The sequence below is a fragment of the Chryseobacterium sp. MIQD13 genome, assembly GCF_050496705.1.
GTDB lineage: Bacteria > Bacteroidota > Bacteroidia > Flavobacteriales > Weeksellaceae > Chryseobacterium.
On sequence record NZ_JBNWAF010000002.1, the window covers coordinates 683,742 to 702,551 of the forward strand.

Annotated in this window: 22 protein-coding genes; 11 read left to right on the top strand and 11 right to left on the bottom strand. The window is 35.9% G+C overall.

What is annotated here, in order from left to right; genetic code table 11:
* Positions 1-80: 80 nt before the first annotated feature.
* From ACQWU4_RS10030 to ACQWU4_RS10045, 4 genes are all read right to left on the bottom strand, one after another.
* Entirely contained in the window at positions 81-899 is an 819-nt protein-coding gene (locus tag ACQWU4_RS10030; RefSeq protein WP_429935625.1) for a helix-turn-helix domain-containing protein, read from the bottom strand.
* A 491-nt stretch (positions 900-1,390) separates the two neighbouring features.
* Positions 1,391-1,825 (bottom strand): hypothetical protein, encoded by a 435-nt coding sequence (locus ACQWU4_RS10035; protein ID WP_429935626.1) that lies wholly within the window; start codon positions 1,823-1,825, stop codon positions 1,391-1,393.
* A 461-nt stretch (positions 1,826-2,286) separates the two neighbouring features.
* On the bottom strand, positions 2,287-3,351 hold the full coding sequence (gene thiL, locus ACQWU4_RS10040; protein WP_429935627.1) for a thiamine-phosphate kinase: 1,065 nt from the start codon (positions 3,349-3,351) through the stop codon (positions 2,287-2,289).
* Between the two features lie 74 nt (positions 3,352-3,425).
* A complete protein-coding gene (locus ACQWU4_RS10045; RefSeq protein ID WP_429935628.1) occupies positions 3,426-3,920 on the bottom strand; it encodes an acyl-CoA thioesterase in 495 nt (164 codons plus the stop codon).
* Positions 3,921-4,033: 113 nt separating this feature from the next.
* Here ACQWU4_RS10045 and ACQWU4_RS10050 point away from each other — a divergent pair, with 113 nt between their 5' ends.
* Genes ACQWU4_RS10050 through ACQWU4_RS10070 form a run of 5 tightly spaced genes read left to right on the top strand, consistent with a single transcriptional unit; the run spans position 4,034 to position 7,673 of the window.
* Complete coding sequence (locus ACQWU4_RS10050) at positions 4,034-5,236, top strand: NAD(P)/FAD-dependent oxidoreductase (RefSeq protein ID WP_429935629.1); 1,203 nt, start codon at positions 4,034-4,036, stop codon at positions 5,234-5,236.
* A 31-nt stretch (positions 5,237-5,267) separates the two neighbouring features.
* Positions 5,268-5,690 carry an energy transducer TonB gene (locus ACQWU4_RS10055; RefSeq protein WP_429935630.1) on the top strand — a complete coding sequence of 141 codons (423 nt, stop codon included), beginning with the start codon at positions 5,268-5,270 and terminating at the stop codon, positions 5,688-5,690.
* Positions 5,691-5,696: 6 nt separating this feature from the next.
* Positions 5,697-6,335 (top strand): DUF2306 domain-containing protein, encoded by a 639-nt coding sequence (locus ACQWU4_RS10060; RefSeq protein WP_429935631.1) that lies wholly within the window; start codon positions 5,697-5,699, stop codon positions 6,333-6,335.
* On the top strand, positions 6,332-7,249 hold the full coding sequence (locus ACQWU4_RS10065) for a YARHG domain-containing protein (RefSeq protein ID WP_429935632.1): 918 nt from the start codon (positions 6,332-6,334) through the stop codon (positions 7,247-7,249). Before ACQWU4_RS10060 ends, ACQWU4_RS10065 begins: the two co-directional genes overlap by 4 nt.
* 10 nt (positions 7,250-7,259) lie before the next feature.
* The gene (locus ACQWU4_RS10070) at positions 7,260-7,673 is read left to right on the top strand and encodes a hypothetical protein (protein WP_429935633.1); all 414 of its coding nucleotides are present in this window, start codon (positions 7,260-7,262) and stop codon (positions 7,671-7,673) included.
* Here the strand turns inward: ACQWU4_RS10070 and ACQWU4_RS10075 are convergent.
* From ACQWU4_RS10075 to ACQWU4_RS10085, 3 genes are all read right to left on the bottom strand, one after another.
* Positions 7,660-8,058 (bottom strand): DUF2809 domain-containing protein, encoded by a 399-nt coding sequence (locus ACQWU4_RS10075; protein ID WP_429935634.1) that lies wholly within the window; start codon positions 8,056-8,058, stop codon positions 7,660-7,662. The genes ACQWU4_RS10070 and ACQWU4_RS10075 overlap by 14 nt on opposite strands.
* 147 nt (positions 8,059-8,205) lie before the next feature.
* Positions 8,206-8,865: a thioredoxin family protein gene (locus ACQWU4_RS10080; protein WP_429935635.1), complete on the bottom strand. Its 660-nt coding sequence runs from the start codon at positions 8,863-8,865 to the stop codon at positions 8,206-8,208.
* A 10-nt stretch (positions 8,866-8,875) separates the two neighbouring features.
* Positions 8,876-9,364, bottom strand: a complete 489-nt coding sequence (locus tag ACQWU4_RS10085; protein ID WP_429935636.1) for a TlpA family protein disulfide reductase — start codon at positions 9,362-9,364, stop codon at positions 8,876-8,878.
* Positions 9,365-9,503: 139 nt separating this feature from the next.
* Here ACQWU4_RS10085 and ACQWU4_RS10090 point away from each other — a divergent pair, with 139 nt between their 5' ends.
* Both ACQWU4_RS10090 and ACQWU4_RS10095 read left to right on the top strand, forming a co-directional pair.
* Positions 9,504-9,665 (top strand): hypothetical protein, encoded by a 162-nt coding sequence (locus ACQWU4_RS10090; protein ID WP_429935637.1) that lies wholly within the window; start codon positions 9,504-9,506, stop codon positions 9,663-9,665.
* A gap of 32 nt (positions 9,666-9,697) precedes the next feature.
* Positions 9,698-9,856 (top strand): bacteriocin, encoded by a 159-nt coding sequence (locus ACQWU4_RS10095; RefSeq protein ID WP_429935638.1) that lies wholly within the window; start codon positions 9,698-9,700, stop codon positions 9,854-9,856.
* A gap of 106 nt (positions 9,857-9,962) precedes the next feature.
* Here the strand turns inward: ACQWU4_RS10095 and mutS are convergent, their stop codons facing one another.
* The 3 genes from mutS to ACQWU4_RS10110 form a co-directional block, all read right to left on the bottom strand.
* Positions 9,963-12,554: a DNA mismatch repair protein MutS gene (gene mutS, locus ACQWU4_RS10100; protein WP_429935639.1), complete on the bottom strand. Its 2,592-nt coding sequence runs from the start codon at positions 12,552-12,554 to the stop codon at positions 9,963-9,965.
* Positions 12,555-12,621: 67 nt separating this feature from the next.
* A complete protein-coding gene (locus tag ACQWU4_RS10105) occupies positions 12,622-14,085 on the bottom strand; it encodes a T9SS type A sorting domain-containing protein (RefSeq protein WP_429935641.1) in 1,464 nt (487 codons plus the stop codon).
* Positions 14,086-14,141: 56 nt separating this feature from the next.
* Positions 14,142-15,020, bottom strand: a complete 879-nt coding sequence (locus ACQWU4_RS10110; protein WP_429935642.1) for a cupin-like domain-containing protein — start codon at positions 15,018-15,020, stop codon at positions 14,142-14,144.
* Positions 15,021-15,191: 171 nt separating this feature from the next.
* Here ACQWU4_RS10110 and ACQWU4_RS10115 point away from each other — a divergent pair, with 171 nt between their 5' ends.
* Positions 15,192-16,154 (top strand): bestrophin family protein, encoded by a 963-nt coding sequence (locus ACQWU4_RS10115; RefSeq protein ID WP_429935643.1) that lies wholly within the window; start codon positions 15,192-15,194, stop codon positions 16,152-16,154.
* Positions 16,155-16,163: 9 nt separating this feature from the next.
* On the opposite strand, the gene ACQWU4_RS10120 is transcribed toward ACQWU4_RS10115, so the two are convergent.
* Positions 16,164-16,763, bottom strand: a complete 600-nt coding sequence (locus ACQWU4_RS10120; protein WP_429935644.1) for a hypothetical protein — start codon at positions 16,761-16,763, stop codon at positions 16,164-16,166.
* Between the two features lie 55 nt (positions 16,764-16,818).
* Between ACQWU4_RS10120 and ACQWU4_RS10125 the strand changes: the two genes are divergently transcribed.
* The 3 genes from ACQWU4_RS10125 to ACQWU4_RS10135 all read left to right on the top strand — a co-directional run bounded on the left by ACQWU4_RS10125 (position 16,819) and on the right by ACQWU4_RS10135 (position 18,810).
* A complete protein-coding gene (locus ACQWU4_RS10125; protein ID WP_429935645.1) occupies positions 16,819-17,436 on the top strand; it encodes a toxin-antitoxin system YwqK family antitoxin in 618 nt (205 codons plus the stop codon).
* A 5-nt stretch (positions 17,437-17,441) separates the two neighbouring features.
* Positions 17,442-17,972 carry an RNA methyltransferase gene (locus ACQWU4_RS10130; RefSeq protein WP_429935646.1) on the top strand — a complete coding sequence of 177 codons (531 nt, stop codon included), beginning with the start codon at positions 17,442-17,444 and terminating at the stop codon, positions 17,970-17,972.
* 262 nt (positions 17,973-18,234) lie between these two features.
* A complete protein-coding gene (locus ACQWU4_RS10135; RefSeq protein ID WP_429935647.1) occupies positions 18,235-18,810 on the top strand; it encodes a CBS domain-containing protein in 576 nt (191 codons plus the stop codon).

Below are 18,810 nucleotides of genomic sequence, written 5' to 3' on the forward strand. Positions count from 1 at the left end.
TAGCACAAACTGAGGATTGTATTTGACGTTTTTTAAAGTATTCTCTGTTTTAAAACTTATTTAAAAGAACTTTCTGAGGACTAGGCTTTTCCAACTTTAAAATTATCAGGATTCCGGCCAGAATGTTTTTTGAAAAACCTGGAGAAATAGGAGGCATCACTGAAACCTAGCTTAAAAGCAATTTCTTTAACCGTTAAAGCACCAAAGCTAAGTTCTCTTTTTGCTTCAAGCAAAAGCCTCTGGGCAATCATTTTTTTTACTGTAGTTCCTCTTGATAAACGGACAATATCGTTAAGATGATGGGTGCTTATTTTTAACTGATCTGCATAAAAATTTGTTTCTCTTTGGATAATATAATGTTCTTCTATCAGACCTATTAACTTCTGGATGCGCTGTCTGTCATTAATTGAGGTATTTTGCAGGTTAATCTGCTCCTTGATTATAATGCAGAACGCCTGCAAATATGCTTTTAATAAATCAATTCTTGATGCGCCATTATACTCCTCTTCCATAAGCGATATTAATGTACTACAAGCCTTCCTGCCTTGGACATCCAATAAAAAAGGACATGTTCCTCCTGTTAAAATCATTTCAATATCACAGACTTCTTTAAATATTTCCCTGCTCACAGCAAGCACATAGCCTTTTTCACCCTTCAGTTTCATATTGAAGACCTGTCCCGGCGCAATGATGCAGATCTGATTATTCTTGAGATAATGACTTTCAAAATCCAGTTCTAAATAACTGTCTTCTTTTACATGACTGAACCAGATAATCTCAAAGAAATTATGACGATGGACATCATTAAAATTTTCAGGATGTCCTGTTTCAAGAGTTGTGAGCTGAAACTGCTCGGAGGTGAGGTGGTGGGTGGGGATGTTTTTTTCTGGTGGAGGCATTAATTTGATATTATAAATATACTTTTGTCTTTCGGTAACAGTTAGTTGTAAATCTTGAATAGTTTTCTATTTTATAAATGTAAAGAAAATCTATCTTAATAAAAGAACCGCCACAATATTGTGACGGTTCTTTTATTAAGCCATATATATTCTCTAAAAGCAATATTAATAAATGAATTCAATTTTATTATCAGCCTTTTTATAAACTCCATAAATAGATTTATCCGCTTCTTGTATTTTATCTAATGTATTATTAAGATTAAATCTATATATAAACATAGGGTCTCCGGCGCTATAGTATAAATAATTATCTAAAAGGAACATTTGATCTCCGCCGGGACTATTGGTATTATCAAAACTATAGATAACTTTATTACTCTTTAATGTGATCTTCCATTCATTCAAAACCAAAACCACAGCAATTGCAATGGTTTTGGTTTTGATTTCTTATTATCAAGAGGCTGTAAAACCTTATGTTATAAAATTTAACACTATAACTTTTGTAATTTATTTTCTTTAATATATTCAAAAAAGGCTGGCTCACCGATCGATATGGAGTATTCGAATTTTTCATTCTTTAAATTCTTCCAAGATACCGTTGTATCAATCTGAATAGTATCTCCTACATTCATATCTCTAAGGTTGTTATCATATATTTCGGCTTCTTTTCCTTTTATTTTACAATAATAGTTTTCCTGATATTTTGAAGGATCGTAAGAGGTTATATTTGTTTCTAGTATATTAATTCTTACAACTCCTCTTCCATGATAGCCATTACCTATATCTTTATTTACGTAAAATATAACACCTTTCATTTTTAGATTGCTCAAATCATCAAAATCATGCCAGCCAATAATCTTTTTATTTGATTTCTGATAATTACAACCTAGTATTGATAAAAAGGAAAATATTATTAATTTGTTCATTATTAATTATTTAGCACGCTTTTTATTAATATAATTAATCATATATTGAGTCGTAGCTTGAGAAATTGGTGTCATACATAATAAATTTAGATTCACCCGATTTGTAGATCATACATTTCCTTCAAATGCATCGCAACAAATAGATATATGTCCCATTTTATTTTAATTTTTTGATTAATTTTTGAGAGGTAAAAATACTACTTACCGAAACATTCGGAACTTCTAAATTACTAACTCCTATTCCAAATCCTTTATATAATCCAACACCAATTCGGATGATTTTTAATTTTAAGAATCTCTTCAATAATCATAAATCTTATTTTTTCAAATTAACTGTTCTTTGAGGAGATGCTCTATCATTTGTTAAATAATAAGTAGCTGTTCATCCATTCTAGATCTTATACTTGCTTTAAATTTGCCTATGATTTCTCCAATAAAGCTTTATTTGATATTTTGTAATTTTATCCATTTTGCTGATTGCCTAAAAAAGCATCCCAGCCTTGTGCCGTAAGGGGAACCAACTGATTAGACCCTCTTGCTACCATATAATTTCCTTCTTCATTTTCTACAGCATGACCAATAATCGTAAAATCAGGATGGTTTTTGATCTTATCAAAATCATTAGGCGAAATAGTGAACAGAAGTTCATAATCTTCACCTCCGCTTAAAGCTGTCATTACCGGATTAAGATTCATTTCATCAGCTGTGGAAATCGTAAGGCTGTCCATCGGGATTTTTTCTTCATATAACCTGAATCCTGTTTTCGACTGGTCAGAAAGATGAAGGATTTCGGAAGCCAGACCATCAGAAATGTCAATCATTGAAGTAGGTTTGATATCCAGCTCTTCCAAGATAGCTTTTACATCCGTTCTTGCTTCGGGCTTAAGCTGTCTTTCCAGAATATAATCGTAGCCTTCCATTTCCGGCTGCATATTAGGATTCGCCAGGAAAACAGAATGTTCTCTTTCAAGAATCTGAAGCCCCATATAAGCACCTCCAAGATCTCCGCTTACTACCAGAAGATCGTTGGGTTTTGCACCGCTTCTTTTTACAATATTTTCATCGTTTTCAATTCCCACGGCAGTAATACTCATAACCAGTCCGGCATTAGAGCTTGTAGTATCCCCACCAATCAGGTCCACTTTATATCTTGTACATGCAGACTGGATTCCGGAATAGATCTCTTCCAAAGCTTCTACCGGGAAACGGTTGGAAACAGCCAGAGAAACGAGAATCTGTGTAGGAACGGCATTCATTGCAGCAATATCGCTGAGGTTCACGACAACAGCTTTGTATCCTAAATGCTTTAATGGAACATAGCCCAGATTGAAATGAACTCCCTCCGCCAGAACATCTGTGGTTAAAACCACTTTTTTATTTCCGGGGTTAATAACTGCAGCATCATCTCCCACTCCAAGTTCCGAAGATTCGTTGGATAGAGGAAAATGTTCCGTTAGGTGCTTTATAAGCCCGAATTCGCCTAATTTGGAGATTGGGGTCAGTTCCTGTGATTTATCTTCAAACATATTTTTTTGTATTAATGTTCAATGTAAAATGTATTCATGATTTAAAAATCATTTTAAAAACATTAAACCTTGAACTATTTTGTAAATTCTGCCGGATCAATATTATCCGGACGGAAAGGAAGCTTTTTGAAGTCTTCCCTGCTCATCATTACCGTTTCAGGACTTTTATATTTGTTCATAGCTTCTACTACATCATCCGGCGGTGTCGTCATTTTTCTCAGCATCATATCAATCCATACTCCTGTGGCTTCTGCAGTAGCACAATGTACTCCATCCGGTGTATAAAACTTATGTACAAATCTGTAGATAGAAGAATCTTCCGAACATCCATCAATCTCCAGACTTACAATAACTGTCTGGTCTGCATAGATCTCTTTGAAGAAAGAATATCTTTCGTGCATAATTACAGGTCCTATTCCCCATCTGCTTAGCTGGGTAACCCCCATTTTTTCTTTGGTCATGAAAGCCATTCTGGATTGGGCACAGTATTGTACATATGATGAATTGGCTAAGTGCTTATTGGCATCAAGATCACTCCAGCGTACTTCGAATTTATGGTAAAAAATCATGTAAAAGTCGTTTTTAGTATGATTAAATTATATTCTTCAAAATTACTCAAATAAGATGGTTTATAAAAATTGTACTTTTGAAAAAATAATCTTCAGCATAGGATTACCCATACATGAAACAGATCATCATTATCGGAGGCGGTGCGGCAGGCTTTTTCTGTGCATCAAACCTTGACGAAAAAAAATATAAAATTACCATCCTGGAACAGAACTCGGATGTCCTTCAGAAGGTAAAAATTTCCGGAGGCGGGCGCTGTAATGTGACCCATGCCTGTTTTGACCCGAGAGAGCTGGTGCAATTCTATCCGAGAGGCAATAAGGAATTATTAAGTGTTTTTACCAAATTTCAGCCGGGAGATACAATGGAATGGTTTGACCAGCGCAATGTCCCTTTAAAAATCGAGAACGATAACCGTGTTTTTCCTGAAAGCAATTCTTCGCAGACCATTATCAATACTTTGCTGAATGAAGTTCAGAATAAAAAAGCAGAGGTCAAAACAAAATGTTCCGTTAAGGAAATTGAAAAACAGGATGAAAAATATCTGGTAAAAACAAGTTTAGGTGATTTTCAGGCAGATTACATTGTCTACACGACCGGAAGTTCTCCAAAGTCATTGAAAATCATTGAAAACCTTGGGCACAAAATTGTAGATCTTGTCCCATCCCTTTTTACATTCAATATTAAAGACGAATTACTGAAAGATCTTGCAGGAACCAGCTTTGAAAATGCAGAAATTTCAATCCCTGCTTTGAAAACTGAGGAAAGCGGGCCTTTACTGATTACACATTGGGGGCTTTCAGGGCCTGCGGTTCTGAAAATTTCAGCCTGGGAGGCGATAAGTCTGGCCAAATCAAAGTATAATTTTGAAATCGAAGTAAATTTTATTTCAAAAACGATGGATGAAGCTGAGGAAATTTTCCAGAACTTTAAACTGTCTAATCCGAAAAAGACAATCGGGCAGTCTAAAATCTTTGAAATTACGAACAGATTCTGGCAGAAAATACTGGAAGTTTCACAAATTGATCTTAATAAACAAACCTCCAATATTTCAGGTAAAGAAATGCAGAAAATCCTTGAAAATCTTTGCAGAAAAAAGCTGAAGGTAACAGGAAAATCTACTTTCAAGGACGAATTCGTAACCGCTGGAGGCGTTGATTTAAAGGAAATTAACTTCAAAAATATGTCATCAAAACTTCTTCCTAATTTTCACATTGCCGGAGAAGTACTGAACATTGATGCAGTAACGGGAGGATTTAATTTTCAGGCATGTTGGAGTGAAGGATGGCTTATTGCTCAGGATCTCAACGGATTGTAAAAAAGTATTATTTTTACTGTAAACTATAAACATGAAAAAAATCTTAATATTCGTTTTACTCTTAGGAGTACAATTTGCTTTTTGTCAGGCACAGGAAACCCAAGCACAACCTGCAGAAAATCATTCAACAGATCAATATAATCCTGCAGACGATAAATCTGCACCATATCCAGGAGGGATGATGAAATTTCGAAAAGATCTCGCTGACAAAATAGATTTAAACCGGATAAAAGATATAAATTTGAAAAAAGGAATTCTCTCTTCGAAAGCAAAAATTATGGTTAATACCAAAGGCAGGATAGAAAATGTTTTGGTAACCGGAAATGATCCCGATTTCAATAAAGAAGTAGAAAGAGCGATAAAATCTTTAAAAACCAGATGGAAACCGAGAGAACGTAACGGAATACCTGTTCGCAGTTATTTTGACTTTCCTGTTACTCTAAGCTTTGATTAGCCAATAATGATTTCTGCCAAAAGAAATATTTCTCTTTTCTTTAAAATCCTTCTCATCATAGGGTTTGCATATTTCTTTTGGCTGATGCTTAAGATTACGCTAGAGTATATTCCTTTTAATCCTGAAGTCAGTTTTTTGATGATTAAACAGACGGAAGTTGTAAAAAGGCCGGAGTATCTCACATTTTTCTATACTCATGTTTATACAAGTATCTTTGTCCTTCTTTCAGGGTTCCTGGCTATTCTCCGAAAAGATTTCGGCTTGAAAAATTTCCACAGAAATACAGGTAAGGTTTATATTTTTTTAATCCTGATTCTGGCCGCACCATCGGGCATCTATATGGGATTTTTTGCCAATGGAGGCTTTTTCTCCAAAATTTCGTTTGTTATTTTAGGCTTGCTTTGGTGGTTCAGTACTTATAAAGCCTATCAGTCTGCCAGACAAAAAAGATTTAAAGAACACAAGCAGTGGATGTGGCGGAGTTTTGCCTTTACATTATCTGCCCTCACTTTAAGAATCTGGAAAGTAATTATTGTATATTTATTCCATCCAAATCCTATGGATGTTTATCAGATCATTGCATGGCTTGGCTGGATTCCCAATATCCTTTTGATTGAATATTTAATTACAAAAAAACATCTATGAAAATTCTAAATTACACTTTTGTTTCTTTACTGGCAGTTTCCCTGATAAGCTGCAAAAAAGACGGGAAAATAAGCGGCACAGGAAAGGATTCTGTGATTGCAAAAAAAGATTCTGCTGTAGTTCCTGAAATTTATAAGGAATATTACGGAATTTATATGGGAAATTTTGCAGGAAAAGAAATGATTACATCCGAAGATGGTGAAGAATACGAGGACTTCGTCAATAAAAGACTTTCCCTGAAGATCAACAGAATTACAAAGGACAGTGTGTACGGACAAAGCATTGTCAATGGAAATCAGCGCCCTTTCAGAGGTATTTTTAATGAAAGTACAAAGTCTTTTGTGCTGGATGAACCCGGAAATGATAAAACAGATGGCAGATTTGAAATAAAAATAAGCGGCGACAGCATTACCGGAAAATGGAATGCTTTTAATAAAACTGCAGTAAAATCTCCTTTGAAAACAATCAAACTGTCTAAGAAAGAATTCGTTTACAATCCAAACTTTATGCTGGATAAAGATTCTGATCTGGTCGACTGGTCCAATCCAAAAGATTTTGTTGAAAAATACACAGATGAAGAAACCGGAAAAACCGAAAGCTATACCACGTCCAAGAACAGAGTCGCTTCTGAAGCCATTTTTAATTTAAATGCTTCTAAGCAGAAATTAACTGAAAAGGACCTGAAAAATTTGCGGAAATTAGATCTTGAGATCATTAAAAATTCTGTTTTCGCAAGACACGGCTATTCTTTCAAAAAGGAAACTTACAGATATTTCTTTGAGCAGACTGACTGGTATATTCCTGTTTCCAATAATGTAGATAAAGATCTTTCGCCTATGGAAAAGGAAAATGTGGCCTTACTTAACCGTTTTATCAAATATGCAGAGGATAAGTATGACAGTTTCGGAAGATAATTTTTGAACTATGAAAAAATATCTGTTTTTTATTCTGCTCTTCTGTTTCATTTCTGCTAGTGCCCAGAAAGATTCTACTGCAGCTCAGAGAGCAAAACCTATCGTATCTGCGGAATCCGCCCCATTCAAAGCAGCTGAATTTCCCGGCGGCCACAGGGCCTTTGTAACGGAAATTCTTAAGAACTTCCGTACTTCTCCTTTGGTAAAGGCAGAAATCATGAGCGCAAGAGCTGTTGCCAATTTTATTGTAGATGCAGAAGGCAATATGACTAATATCAGAATAGAATCCTATGAGCATACCATGGTGAGAGATGAATTCCTGAGGGCTCTTAAAATGGTTAAAACAAAATGGATTCCTGCTGAACAGGATGGCAAAAAAGTAAGAAGCGTGATGAGACAGCCTTTGGTTTTTAATCTGCAATAGTCTGCTGTGCCCTTGCATTATTAAGTTTAACCCAAATGAAAAGCAACAGGCAGCCCGCCGCATAGCACAGGATATCTATCCACGAGAATGAGTTTCCGATTACAATATATATCAGGCTTCCAGGACGGAAGCCTAGTTTTTCTGCCACAGTAAAGTATTGTGCGAATTCTACTATGCAGGAGAAAACCAGAATACCAAGAATCAGTTTTTCATCGTTCATTTTGACAAAACTCTTAATAAAGGTAAACAGAAGCATGACAACAATGACATCGCCAAGGTAGGCCCTTACAAAGAAAATATCTGCAAGTTTTGTAGCAATCAGGACCTCTACCAGGAAAATGAAGATGGTAATGAGAAAATATGTAAGACTGAATTTAAATTTCATGCTGTGCTTTTGATTTTGGCTAAAGCATTTTAGACTAGTTATTATTTAAGCGGGAATAAACCTGCTTCTATTGACGCAATATATTCTGGTCATAAAAAATCGGCGTTCCAGGAACACCGATTTTATTTAAAACGTAAAGCAAATATATTATTTCTTTGCCTTAATGGTACATCCTATTGCTACGGTTTTTGTCATATTGACTGGTTCTCCTTTGATCAGAGCGTTTACAGCGTTCTGAACATAGTATTCAGAAACATCCTTGGGATTTTCGTAGTTATTGTCGATAGCACCGATATACTTTACGATATTTTTCCCGTTTTCTTTCTGCAGTATAAAAACGTGGGGAGTTTTGGTTGCTCCGTAAAGAGGATAGATTTTTTGTCCTTCGTCTACAAGATAAGGAAAAGTAAAGCCTTTTTCTTTGGCCCTTTCGATCATTTGTTTGTAGCCGTCTTCCGGCTGTACATTCGGATCATTGGGGTTAATAGCAATAACAGGATAACCCTGATCTTTAAACATCTTATCAAGCTCTACGATTCTGTCTTCATATTTTTTCGCATAGGGGCAATGGTTGCAGGTGAAAACAACTATAAATCCTTTTGCCGCTTTAAAATCGCTCAATGAGACCATTTTCCCGTCAATATTCTTCAGTTTAAAATCAGCTGCTTCATCTCCTACTTCATAGCCTTTTACAGAAGAGGCTGCATTTATTTTTTGAGGTTCCCCAATCTTATGAGCCTTTGTTGTAAAGCTCAAAAGTCCAAGCCCTGCAATGAATGCTGTCATTAAAATTTTCAGATTTTTCATATGATATTCTTTATTTTAAATGTTCGCTGATGGTTTTTTCCAGATCTTCTTTGCTCATTTCACCATCGTTAAAATGTACTTTTTTGCCATCCTTATAAAAAAGGGTTACCGGAATATTTCCATCCCATTCTTTTTCAAATCTCGGAATCCAGGTATTCATCCTTTTAATATCATCCAGCAAAATAACCTCAGCAGTAAGGTTTTTATTTTTAATAAATCTTACCACTCTGTCTTTATCCACAAGCCTGTCCAACGAAACCAAAATCATTTTAAAGTTTGGATTCTCCTTAAATTTATTATTGATCTCCATAAAATGTGGCAGTTCTTTTACACAGGGAGCACAGGTAGTTGCCCAGAAGTTGACAACCAGCAGTTTATCATTTTCTTTCTGTATCCTCTCTTCCACATCTTCATATTTCATAGTAAGGACTTCCGTCTGCTGGGCATTAAAGGAAATAAAGGATAGAAAAAAGACAAGTATACTTAATAAATTCTTCATGCTTAAAATTAATAAATGCTTTCCTTTTCTTTAATAATCAATATGTTAAACTTTGTTAAGAGCTTTAATTTTGTTTAATATTTTTTCACAGTCAATTGAATTAAAATGTAAATTAGCATACAACCAAATTAAAATTATTATGAAAAAGTCAAATCTTCAAAAGAAAAAACTTTCAAAAAAAGAATTGAAAGAGATTAAAGGAGCAAGACCCATTTGTCCAAGAGTAATAAGCTGCATTGATCCTGATACAGGAGTAGAATTATATGGTGTTACCGGTATCCAGGACGGATATTGCTGTTAGAATTTAGTTAATGAACATTAAACCAAAATAGTATGAAAAATTCAAACATCCAAAGCAGAAAACTTACTAAAAAAGAACTGAAAGAAATCAACGGAGGCGGGACATGTGCTGAAGGTCAATGTAAGCTTAGAGGCGTAAGCAGCCACTTCATGATTATCGGACCGAGAGGTAGTGATGGGTATTGCTGTTAGTTTTACAATATAATATAAATATGAAATGACCGAAACTTATCCGGTCATTTTTTTATAGTAAAGTATTGTTTATCAACGTTAAATATTAACTTATTATATCCCTAAACTATCCTCCGATCATTTTTTTGATTGAATTCAATTTCATTAATGCTTCAATAGGTGTCAAAGTATTAATGTCTATTTTCGTAAGTTCTTCCCGGATATTTTCCAAAACAGGATCGTCCAGCTGGAAAAAAGAAAGCTGCATATTTTCTTCCGTTACCCTTTTAATGCTTTCTGAAGTATTTGTGGTCTGTGTACGGCTTGCTTCAAGAGTTTTGAGAATTTCATTCGCTCTGTTGACCACCTTTGAAGGCATTCCTGCCAGTTTAGCCACATGAATTCCGAAACTGTGTTCACTACCTCCCGGAACCAGCTTTCTAAGGAAAATGATATTCCCTTTATTCTCCTGGATGGAAACATGAAAGTTTTTTACCCTTTCAAAATTTACAGTCATTTCATTCAGCTCATGATAATGAGTGGCAAACAAAGTTTTTGCCTGTGTAGGATGCTGGTGAAGATATTCTGCAATAGCCCATGCAATGGAAACCCCGTCATAGGTAGAGGTTCCGCGGCCTATTTCATCAAGCAGGATAAGGCTCCTTTCTGAAATATTGTTCAGGATATTAGCTGCCTCATTCATTTCCACCATGAAAGTAGATTCACCGGCAGAAATATTATCGGTAGCTCCTACCCTTGTAAAAATTTTATCTAAAACTCCGATTTCAGCATGTTTTGCGGGAACAAAACTACCAATCTGAGCCAAAAGGCATACAATAGCCGTCTGGCGCAGAATTGCGGATTTACCGGCCATGTTCGGTCCTGTCACCATAATGATCTGCTGGGAATCTTTATCTAAAAATATATCGTTCGGAATATATTTTTCTCCTAAAGGAAGTGCATTTTCAATAATCGGATGCCTTGCTTCTTTAAGATCAATTGCATATCCCTGATTAAGCACAGGTTTTGTATAGCTTTCAGAAACCGCAAGTTCAGAAAGTCCGGCTGCTACATCAAGCTGTGCTATAATATTGGAATTTCCCTGAATCTGATCCATATAAACCATCGTTTCAGAGCATACATTTCTATACAGCTCATTTTCCAGAATGCTTATCTTTTCTTCGGCACCCAGAATCTGGCTTTCATATTCTTTGAGTTCTTCGGTAATATAACGTTCTGCATTGACAAGGGTCTGCTTTCTTAACCAGTCACCCGGGACTTTATCTTTATGGGCATTCCTTACCTCAATATAATATCCGAAAACATTGTTAAAATCAATTTTAAGGCTTGAAATCCCCGTTCTTTCTATTTCTCTCTGGCACATTTCATCTAGGAATCCGCGGCCTTTGCTCTGAAGGTTTCTTAGCCTGTCAAGCTCTTCCGAAATATTTTCTTTGATGATATTTCCTTTGGAAATGTTTACAGGAAGCTCTTCATTAAGGTGATTCTGTAAAAATTTAATCAGCTCCTCCATATCAAACAGCGAATCAAGCCATGCCAGAACATCAGCGTGCGGATGAAGTAACGCCTTGATCTGGTGAATATTGATCAAACTCTGACGCAAATAACCCAGTTCTTTTGGAGATATTTTTTCTGCAGCCAGCTTTCCCATCAGACGGTCCAGATCTGAGATAGATTTCAGAAGCTGGCAGATTTCGTATTTCAACTGGTCATTTTCATTCAGAAAATCGATCAGGGAGAGCCTTCTCATAATCTCATCTACTGATTTCAAAGGAAGAATAATCCTTCTTCTCAATAGCCTCCCACCCATCGGAGTCGATGTTTTATCAATAATATCCAGCAGCGATTTTCCCTGCGGATTACTCGGATAAACAATTTCAAGATTTCTTAAGGTAAAGTTGTCCATCATCAGGTAATCTTCCTGAGGAATCACCTGAAGTTTCGTGATATGGGCAAGCAGATTATGATGGGTATCCTCCACCAGATAAGCGAAAATAGCTCCGGCAGCCGTAATGGCGAGCGGAAGGTTTTCAACTCCGAAACCCTTTAAAGAGTTTGTTTTAAAATGGGAAGTCAGTTTTTCGTAGGCAAAATTATACTGAAAAGCCCAGTCTTCAAGTTTAAAGGCACTTTTATTTTTAAGCTGTTCCGGCAGCTGAACACTTCTCTGAAAAACAATTTCACTCGGATCAAAAGTATTGATGATGTGCAGCAGTTTTTCCAGATTTCCTTCGCTTACCAGAAATTCACCGGTAGAAACATCTACCATAGCAATTCCGTACTTTTCTTTTTCTTTATGTAGGGAAAGAAGGAAGTTGTTCTTTTTTGAATTTAATACCTGGTCATTAAAGGTAACTCCGGGTGTCACAAGCTCTGTAACGCCTCTCTTTACAATTCCTTTCACCATTTTAGGATCTTCCAGCTGATCGCAGATAGCAACCCTCATACCGGCCCTTACCAGCTTGGGAAGATAGGAATCTACTGAGTGATGTGGAAATCCTGCAAGCTCTATATGGCCTTCGCCATTGGCTCTTTTGGTAAGAACAATGCCCAGAATCTGAGATGTTCTCACAGCATCCTGTCCGAATGTTTCATAAAAGTCCCCCACTCTGAAAAGCAGCAAAGCATCAGGGTATTTTGCCTTGATGGTATTGTATTGCGTCATTAACGGGGTTTCTTTCTTCGCTGCTTTTGCCATAATAAAAAATGAGCCCCAAATTTAAAAAATAAATTTGGGGTTATAGGGGTGCTGAAAAATATAAAATTTATTTCTTTATAAACTTCAAGGTCTCTTTCCTATCCTTGCTTTGAATTTTGATAATATAATTTCCGGAAGGCAGTAAAGAAAAATCTAATTCTGTATTTCTTTGAGTAATGATCATTTCTGATATTTTCCTTCCATCTGCACTGTAAATGGCTGCAGAGGGTTTATCTTTTACCTGGCTCATCATTAATTGTGCTTTATCGGAAACAGGATTAGGTACCAGCTCAATTTTTGCAGACAGCTTTTCTGTTTCAACTGATGAAAGTGTAGTGGTATTATATAAAATTTTAGCTATACGTCTTGATGTTACCCCTAGTAAATAATTATCATGAATATACCAGTTGGGGTTTCTTATGTCAATAGCAGATGATACATCAAACACACCATAAGCCGTAGAATAAGGATTAATAACCATTCCTCCAAAACCAATATCTCGATCTCCATTGGGGTTTAAGCAAAGCAATACCCTACGATCTGAACTCTGTGAAATATCTACAGTTGTTGATATTAAGATTTGATTATTGGGCAGAATATATGTCCTTTTATCAGGCCAAAATTGTACTCCCGGTGGTGAAATCATAGAAAAAGAGGGATCTACCTGCATATCAGGCAAATATCTTTTAACTACTAAAGGACGGTTGTTTGATCCTATCAGATGCATACCAACATAAAGCGGTTTTCCATATTGTACAGCATCAGCCAGGTTATAAGCTCCAGATTCACCATTATTCCCATAATTGAAATTCTTCACTCCCGTATGTAAATCATATTCAGAAACATATTCACCATTAATATTGAGATATATCTTATTATTATAAAAATATAGCCCCTTTATATCAGGTTTATTGGTTGATGAAACGATAAAACCCGGAATAACATCCAAGCGTCCTTGATTGAGATAAGTGGGATCCACATTAAGATTTTGATCTAAACAAACAATCTCAGCTTTATAATTGTTAAAAATATCTTTATAACTGTTGGTAATGAAAGAGTGATTGTCGTATTCGTATACACTTATAGTTCTATAATAGTATTGTGCTCCTTCGAATATCTGTTTAATTCCATTATAACCAAAGCTTGTATCCTGGGTTCCGTCAGAATTCAGTCTTAAAGCCGTCCCATCTCGCATAAACAATACAATTTTGCCTCCTGTTAATACTTTTAAGCCCATAATAGTGGCACTTGAAAAAGGACTGAAATTAGTAAAGCCCCCATTTCCAAATGTAGGGTCTAATTCTCCAGCTGAATTATATTTTGCAACACATAATAATGTTTGATCAGGAGAAGTACGGTGAATGGTCCATCCTACATATATATTATCTAATGAGTCTGTAGATGATACGGCTATGGTAACATAAGGAAAACCCGGAATCGTTGGTAAATCTTTATACCATGCTATAGTCTGTGCCTTTAAAAAGAATCCGGATAATAAAAAAAGAATTAAAAAAAGATAATTTTTTTTCATTGTATTTTTTGTAAAAATACAAATTTTCGGATAATTTTTACACGCTCTTCACTTAATTAAATTTTGTTCTTTAAATATTTCTCCAAGGTTTGTGTGCTTTTGCGACAAGCCCATTTCTGTTTGTATCTCACCCACTTAGCCTTAAAAAGCTTACGAAACAGCTTATCTGTATATCTCATGATAAAAACATGATACATCATATTGGCAAAAACATTGGGTTTATTAGGAAGTGCTCTGAGAGACATAGAAAATCCTGGTTCCAGATACCTGTTGAAATGCCAGAATGCTCCGGGAATGAAAAGAGCATCACCATGTTCCATAAAAATTTCATAGCCTTTGGCATACTGTAAGGCCGGAAACCTCTCATAATCAGGATTTTCGTAATCTATATCATATACGGTATGTACAGAAAGCGGAACTTTATATAAAAAATCTGACTGCTTCTGATCGAATAATAATATTCTTTTTTTGCCTTCAAAATGGATATGGAGAAAATCCCCAAGGTCTACATCGTAATGCATCAGAACATGAGCTTCACTCCCTCCAAAGAAAAGGGTCGGAAGCCGTTTAAAAAACCTTATTCCCAGATCAGGATACGTAAAGTTTTTCAGCAATTCAGGCAGCCTGTCGGTAATGATATAGAAGAAAATCCGCAAATCAGAAGGTTTACTTTTTATGGTATCAATATAATCCTTCATTTTCATATTCGTTACAGGTGCATCCGTGCTTTTGGAAGCGTCAGCCGGTTTATTATCGTAAAGCGGTACATTCTGATCACCTGCTTTTTCCCGAATATAAGCCAGGTTCCACTTATCAAAAGCGTCCCATCTGCTGGCAAAATTTTTGATCAGAAGCGGCTTGTGTTTTTTGAAATAATTCTTCTGAAAATCTTCTTTACTGATATCGCTGACTACATCTACGTTTTCGAGGATCATCTTGTTTTGTTGTTTTAATGCGAAATAAAAATAGTGTTTTTTTAAAATATCTAAAAATCTATAGAAGAAAAACAAAATTTATATCTCAATCAATAATATCGCTTATCCATTTCTCTTTTCTGAAATGACCTTTTCTGCAGCAGCTCATCCTTTTTCTTACAAAGAAATTCCATGTGTCCCAATGAAATTTATGATTTCCTGCAAAAAACAGATAAAACGAAAAAAATTATCTTTGTAAGACCAAGTATATTTATGAGAGTCTACAACACCAAGCATTTCCTGAAAATCCTTTTCAGCATGCACAAAAGCGATACTATGAAGATCCTTTTTCCGACGATGATCCTTGTGGGACTTTATTCGTGGGGAATTCAGTATCTGGAAGTGGAATACCTTCATCTTACGGCAAAATCAGGTGTAAGTAATGTTGGGATGATCCATTCTCTGCTTGGTTTCGTACTTTCTCTTCTTCTTGTTTTCAGGACCAATACAGCATATGACAGGTGGTGGGAAGGCAGAAAACTTTGGGGAAAACTGGTAAATGACACCCGGAATTTTGCAGTAAAAATCAATGCTATTTTGGGAGATAACCGCCAGGATGCAGAGCAAATTTCAAGATATTTAAAATACTTTCCTCATTTTCTGGCTAAACATCTCTCGCGGGAATCTACCCGGCTAGCTCTTGATGAAGATTATTCGGAAATTGAAAAGTCACTGAAACATCATGGACCAAGTGAAATCGTAATTCTTTTAACCCATAAGCTGAATCAGCTGAAAAAAGAAGGAAAGATCTCAGATATTGAAATGGTATATCTTGACACCCAGCTTTCCGGGTTTCTGGATGTCTGTGGAGGCTGCGAGAGAATTAAAAATACCCCTATTCCCTACTCTTATTCTTCATTTGTAAAGAAATTCATCATCTTATACGTATTGGCATTACCCGTTGCTTACGTTATCACGATCGGACTTCTGATGATTCCTCTCACAGTATTTGTTTACTATGTACTGATGAGTCTGGAACTGATTGCTGAAGAAATTGAAGATCCTTTCAATAATGATGAAAATGATATTCCTATGGAGGCTTTAGCACAAAATATTGAAAAGAGTGTTCATCAGATTATGGGACTGAAAAAGTAAAAATCAACCCTAAAGGTTGATTTCTTTGAGCTCACCGTCTTCTTTTATTTCTACGAATTTACTTTCGCGATTGGCTGCGGAATAACCATAGAAAAAAGTCTGGTATATCGGGGTGGAATACAAATAACCGCCATAAGCATTATATGCATCCGATGTCCCTGTCTGCTGCTGATAACTTGCCGTTGCAGTAAAATTAACAATGGTTTCCAGATAGTATTTTCCCGGTTTTAATTTTTCAAACTTAAATCTTCCGTAATCATCTGTTAATGCCTCTAATCTGTATTTAAAAGCATCTTCGGACATATATACCGTTGTTTTCTTATTCTCGTACTTTCTTCTCATACTGTAAAACTCATCAAAATATGGTGTTACAGGAAAAAGCATCACAACAGTTCCTTTGGGAGCATAATGTTTTGCCCCAAGCAGAGGTTTGATTCCCCAATTGTTTTTCTGCTTTGTAGAAGCCACTCCTTCTATCGTAGAATTTCCAAAACTAAGCATATCCTTGGCCAGTTTTTTATCAAAGAAAGCCTGCGGATAATAGGTATTCTGTGCCTGTGAAAATATAAAAGCGAATACCAACAACAGTAAAGCGGATATTTTTTTCATGTTAATAATTTAAATCAAATATAAGTATTTTGCTATTTTTGAAATAAAAATATCTATGAAATACTTTTTTCTGCTATTAATGACTTCATCATGGGTTATGGCACAGAAACCATGCGGATTCAAAGACGGGTTGCAGGAAGGCTCCTGTAAAGATTTCTACGAAAATGGACAGGTAAAGCAGGTTGTGGAGTGGAAAAAAGGCAAAATAGAAGGCGAGGCTGTTTATTATTACGATAACGGAAAAATACAGGCTAAAGGAGAAAACAAAAAGGGTTATAAGTCAAAAGAATGGTCTTATTATGATAAAAACGGTGTTCTGACCTCCAGGGAAGTTTTCAGAAATGGCGAAAAAAATGTCTATGATGATAGTTCAACCGCTACTTTCTACTCTCCGGGCGGAAAAATAACCGAGATTTCCAATTACAGATTAGGAAAGCTGAATGGTGAAAGCAAGCTGTTCCATGATGACGGGAAATCTGTGAAGCAAATAGGCCAATACGAAAACGGAATAGCCGTCGGAAAATGGAAAACCCTTTATCCGTCAGGAAAAGTACAGCGGGAAACGGAATTTGCCAACGATAAATGGAACGGGACCCGTGTTCATTACCGTGAAGACGGCAGTGTTGAAAAGACAGAAATATACAAGGACGGAAAATTAATCTCAACAAAATAAAAAAATTGGTACAAAAACTAAAACTGGAAGAGCTTAACAGAATAGATGTGGAAACATTTAAAAAGGTTGAGAAAATTCCATTGGTCATTATTTTAGACAATTTAAGGAGCATGCACAATGTAGGGGCATCTTTCAGAACGGCTGACGCTTTTCTGATTGAAAAAATAATTCTTTGCGGGATTACACCACAGCCACCTCACCGTGAAATCCATAAAGCAGCCCTCGGAGCCACAGAAAGTGTGGACTGGGGCCATGAAAGCGATATCAATACAGCAATTAATGATTATAAAAGCCGTGGTTACGAAATCATAGGGATCGAACAGACCACGAACAGTGTTATGATCACAGATTTCAGTATTGACAGGTCGAAAAAATATGCTCTGATCTTAGGAAATGAAGTGGAAGGAATAAGTGACGAAGCTTTGCCGAATATTGACGCGTTTCTTGAGATTCCTCAGCTTGGAACAAAGCATTCCCTGAATGTGAGTGTATGCGGCGGAATTGTGATGTGGGAATTTGCAAAAGCCCTAAAATAAAAAAACTGCATATGTCCTTAGTAGACAGTGCAGTTTGAAATAAATCTAATAAAAAGTAAAAATGAAAGGCGACAAAGATACCTTTTTTTTCTTTACAAACAAATTTTAACATCATTTTTTTTATTTTTCCTGAAAAAAAGTGATGTTTTGAGAAAAAGTTTCATTTAATTTTTTATAAATTAGCACAATGTTTATCAAGGATTATATCTCAAAAGACTTTCCATGTTTTAGCCTGACTGATTCAATAGAATCAGCAAGGAATATGTTAGAGGATTTTGGCTATTCCCATGTTTTCATAAAAAAATCCCATCACTTTTATGGTGCTATTGCAGAGGATTTCCTTTATGAAGGCGACGGGCCGTTAAAGGATCTTGAACATCAGATCGAGCGTTTTGCCATCCTGGAAGACAACAATATCATGGACAGCATCCGTCTTTTTTATACTTTCAATGCCAATGTGATTCCGGTGATCAATAAAAATGAAAAATACCTCGGGTACATTACCTGTGAGGATATTTTCCAGAATCTTTCCCGCTATCCGCTGTTTTCAGAGACCGGAGCTATCCTTACGATAGAAACACCGGCCAGAAAGTACTCGATGACGGAGATTGCCAATATTGTGGAAAGCAACAACTCCAAGTTCTACGGAGGGTTTATCACTTTAATGTCTGATGAAGTAATCCAGGTAACCATTAAGATCAGCAATGAAAACCTGTCTTCGATAGATGCCACTTTTGACCGCTACGATTATAGAATTGTTGAAAAATACTATTCTGATGAGAAATCAGATCTGTTTAAGGACAGATTCGGGTTTTTCCAAAAATTCATAGAAATATAA

Bases quoted from the DNA above. Each gene is read 5' to 3' on its own strand.
- thiL (WP_429935627.1), bottom strand. From the start codon at position 3,351: ATGTTTGAAGATAAATCACAGGAACTGACCCCAATCTCCAAATTAGGC.
- ACQWU4_RS10075 (WP_429935634.1), bottom strand. From the start codon at position 8,058: ATGAAATTTAAATTCAGTCTTACATATTTTCTCATTACCATCTTCATT.
- ACQWU4_RS10050 (WP_429935629.1), top strand. From the start codon at position 4,034: ATGAAACAGATCATCATTATCGGAGGCGGTGCGGCAGGCTTTTTCTGT.
- ACQWU4_RS10045 (WP_429935628.1), bottom strand. From the start codon at position 3,920: ATGATTTTTTACCATAAATTCGAAGTACGCTGGAGTGATCTTGATGCC.
- ACQWU4_RS10035 (WP_429935626.1), bottom strand. From the start codon at position 1,825: ATGAACAAATTAATAATATTTTCCTTTTTATCAATACTAGGTTGTAAT.
- ACQWU4_RS10095 (WP_429935638.1), top strand. From the start codon at position 9,698: ATGAAAAATTCAAACATCCAAAGCAGAAAACTTACTAAAAAAGAACTG.
- ACQWU4_RS10120 (WP_429935644.1), bottom strand. From the start codon at position 16,763: ATGAAAAAAATATCCGCTTTACTGTTGTTGGTATTCGCTTTTATATTT.
- ACQWU4_RS10055 (WP_429935630.1), top strand. From the start codon at position 5,268: ATGAAAAAAATCTTAATATTCGTTTTACTCTTAGGAGTACAATTTGCT.
- ACQWU4_RS10070 (WP_429935633.1), top strand. From the start codon at position 7,260: ATGAAAAAATATCTGTTTTTTATTCTGCTCTTCTGTTTCATTTCTGCT.
- ACQWU4_RS10135 (WP_429935647.1), top strand. From the start codon at position 18,235: ATGTTAGAGGATTTTGGCTATTCCCATGTTTTCATAAAAAAATCCCAT.
- ACQWU4_RS10110 (WP_429935642.1), bottom strand. From the start codon at position 15,020: ATGATCCTCGAAAACGTAGATGTAGTCAGCGATATCAGTAAAGAAGAT.
- ACQWU4_RS10105 (WP_429935641.1), bottom strand. From the start codon at position 14,085: ATGAAAAAAAATTATCTTTTTTTAATTCTTTTTTTATTATCCGGATTC.
- mutS (WP_429935639.1), bottom strand. From the start codon at position 12,554: ATGGCAAAAGCAGCGAAGAAAGAAACCCCGTTAATGACGCAATACAAT.
- ACQWU4_RS10065 (WP_429935632.1), top strand. From the start codon at position 6,332: ATGAAAATTCTAAATTACACTTTTGTTTCTTTACTGGCAGTTTCCCTG.
- ACQWU4_RS10115 (WP_429935643.1), top strand. From the start codon at position 15,192: ATGTGTCCCAATGAAATTTATGATTTCCTGCAAAAAACAGATAAAACG.
- ACQWU4_RS10085 (WP_429935636.1), bottom strand. From the start codon at position 9,364: ATGAAGAATTTATTAAGTATACTTGTCTTTTTTCTATCCTTTATTTCC.
- ACQWU4_RS10125 (WP_429935645.1), top strand. From the start codon at position 16,819: ATGAAATACTTTTTTCTGCTATTAATGACTTCATCATGGGTTATGGCA.
- ACQWU4_RS10030 (WP_429935625.1), bottom strand. From the start codon at position 899: ATGCCTCCACCAGAAAAAAACATCCCCACCCACCACCTCACCTCCGAG.
- ACQWU4_RS10060 (WP_429935631.1), top strand. From the start codon at position 5,697: ATGATTTCTGCCAAAAGAAATATTTCTCTTTTCTTTAAAATCCTTCTC.
- ACQWU4_RS10080 (WP_429935635.1), bottom strand. From the start codon at position 8,865: ATGAAAAATCTGAAAATTTTAATGACAGCATTCATTGCAGGGCTTGGA.
- ACQWU4_RS10090 (WP_429935637.1), top strand. From the start codon at position 9,504: ATGAAAAAGTCAAATCTTCAAAAGAAAAAACTTTCAAAAAAAGAATTG.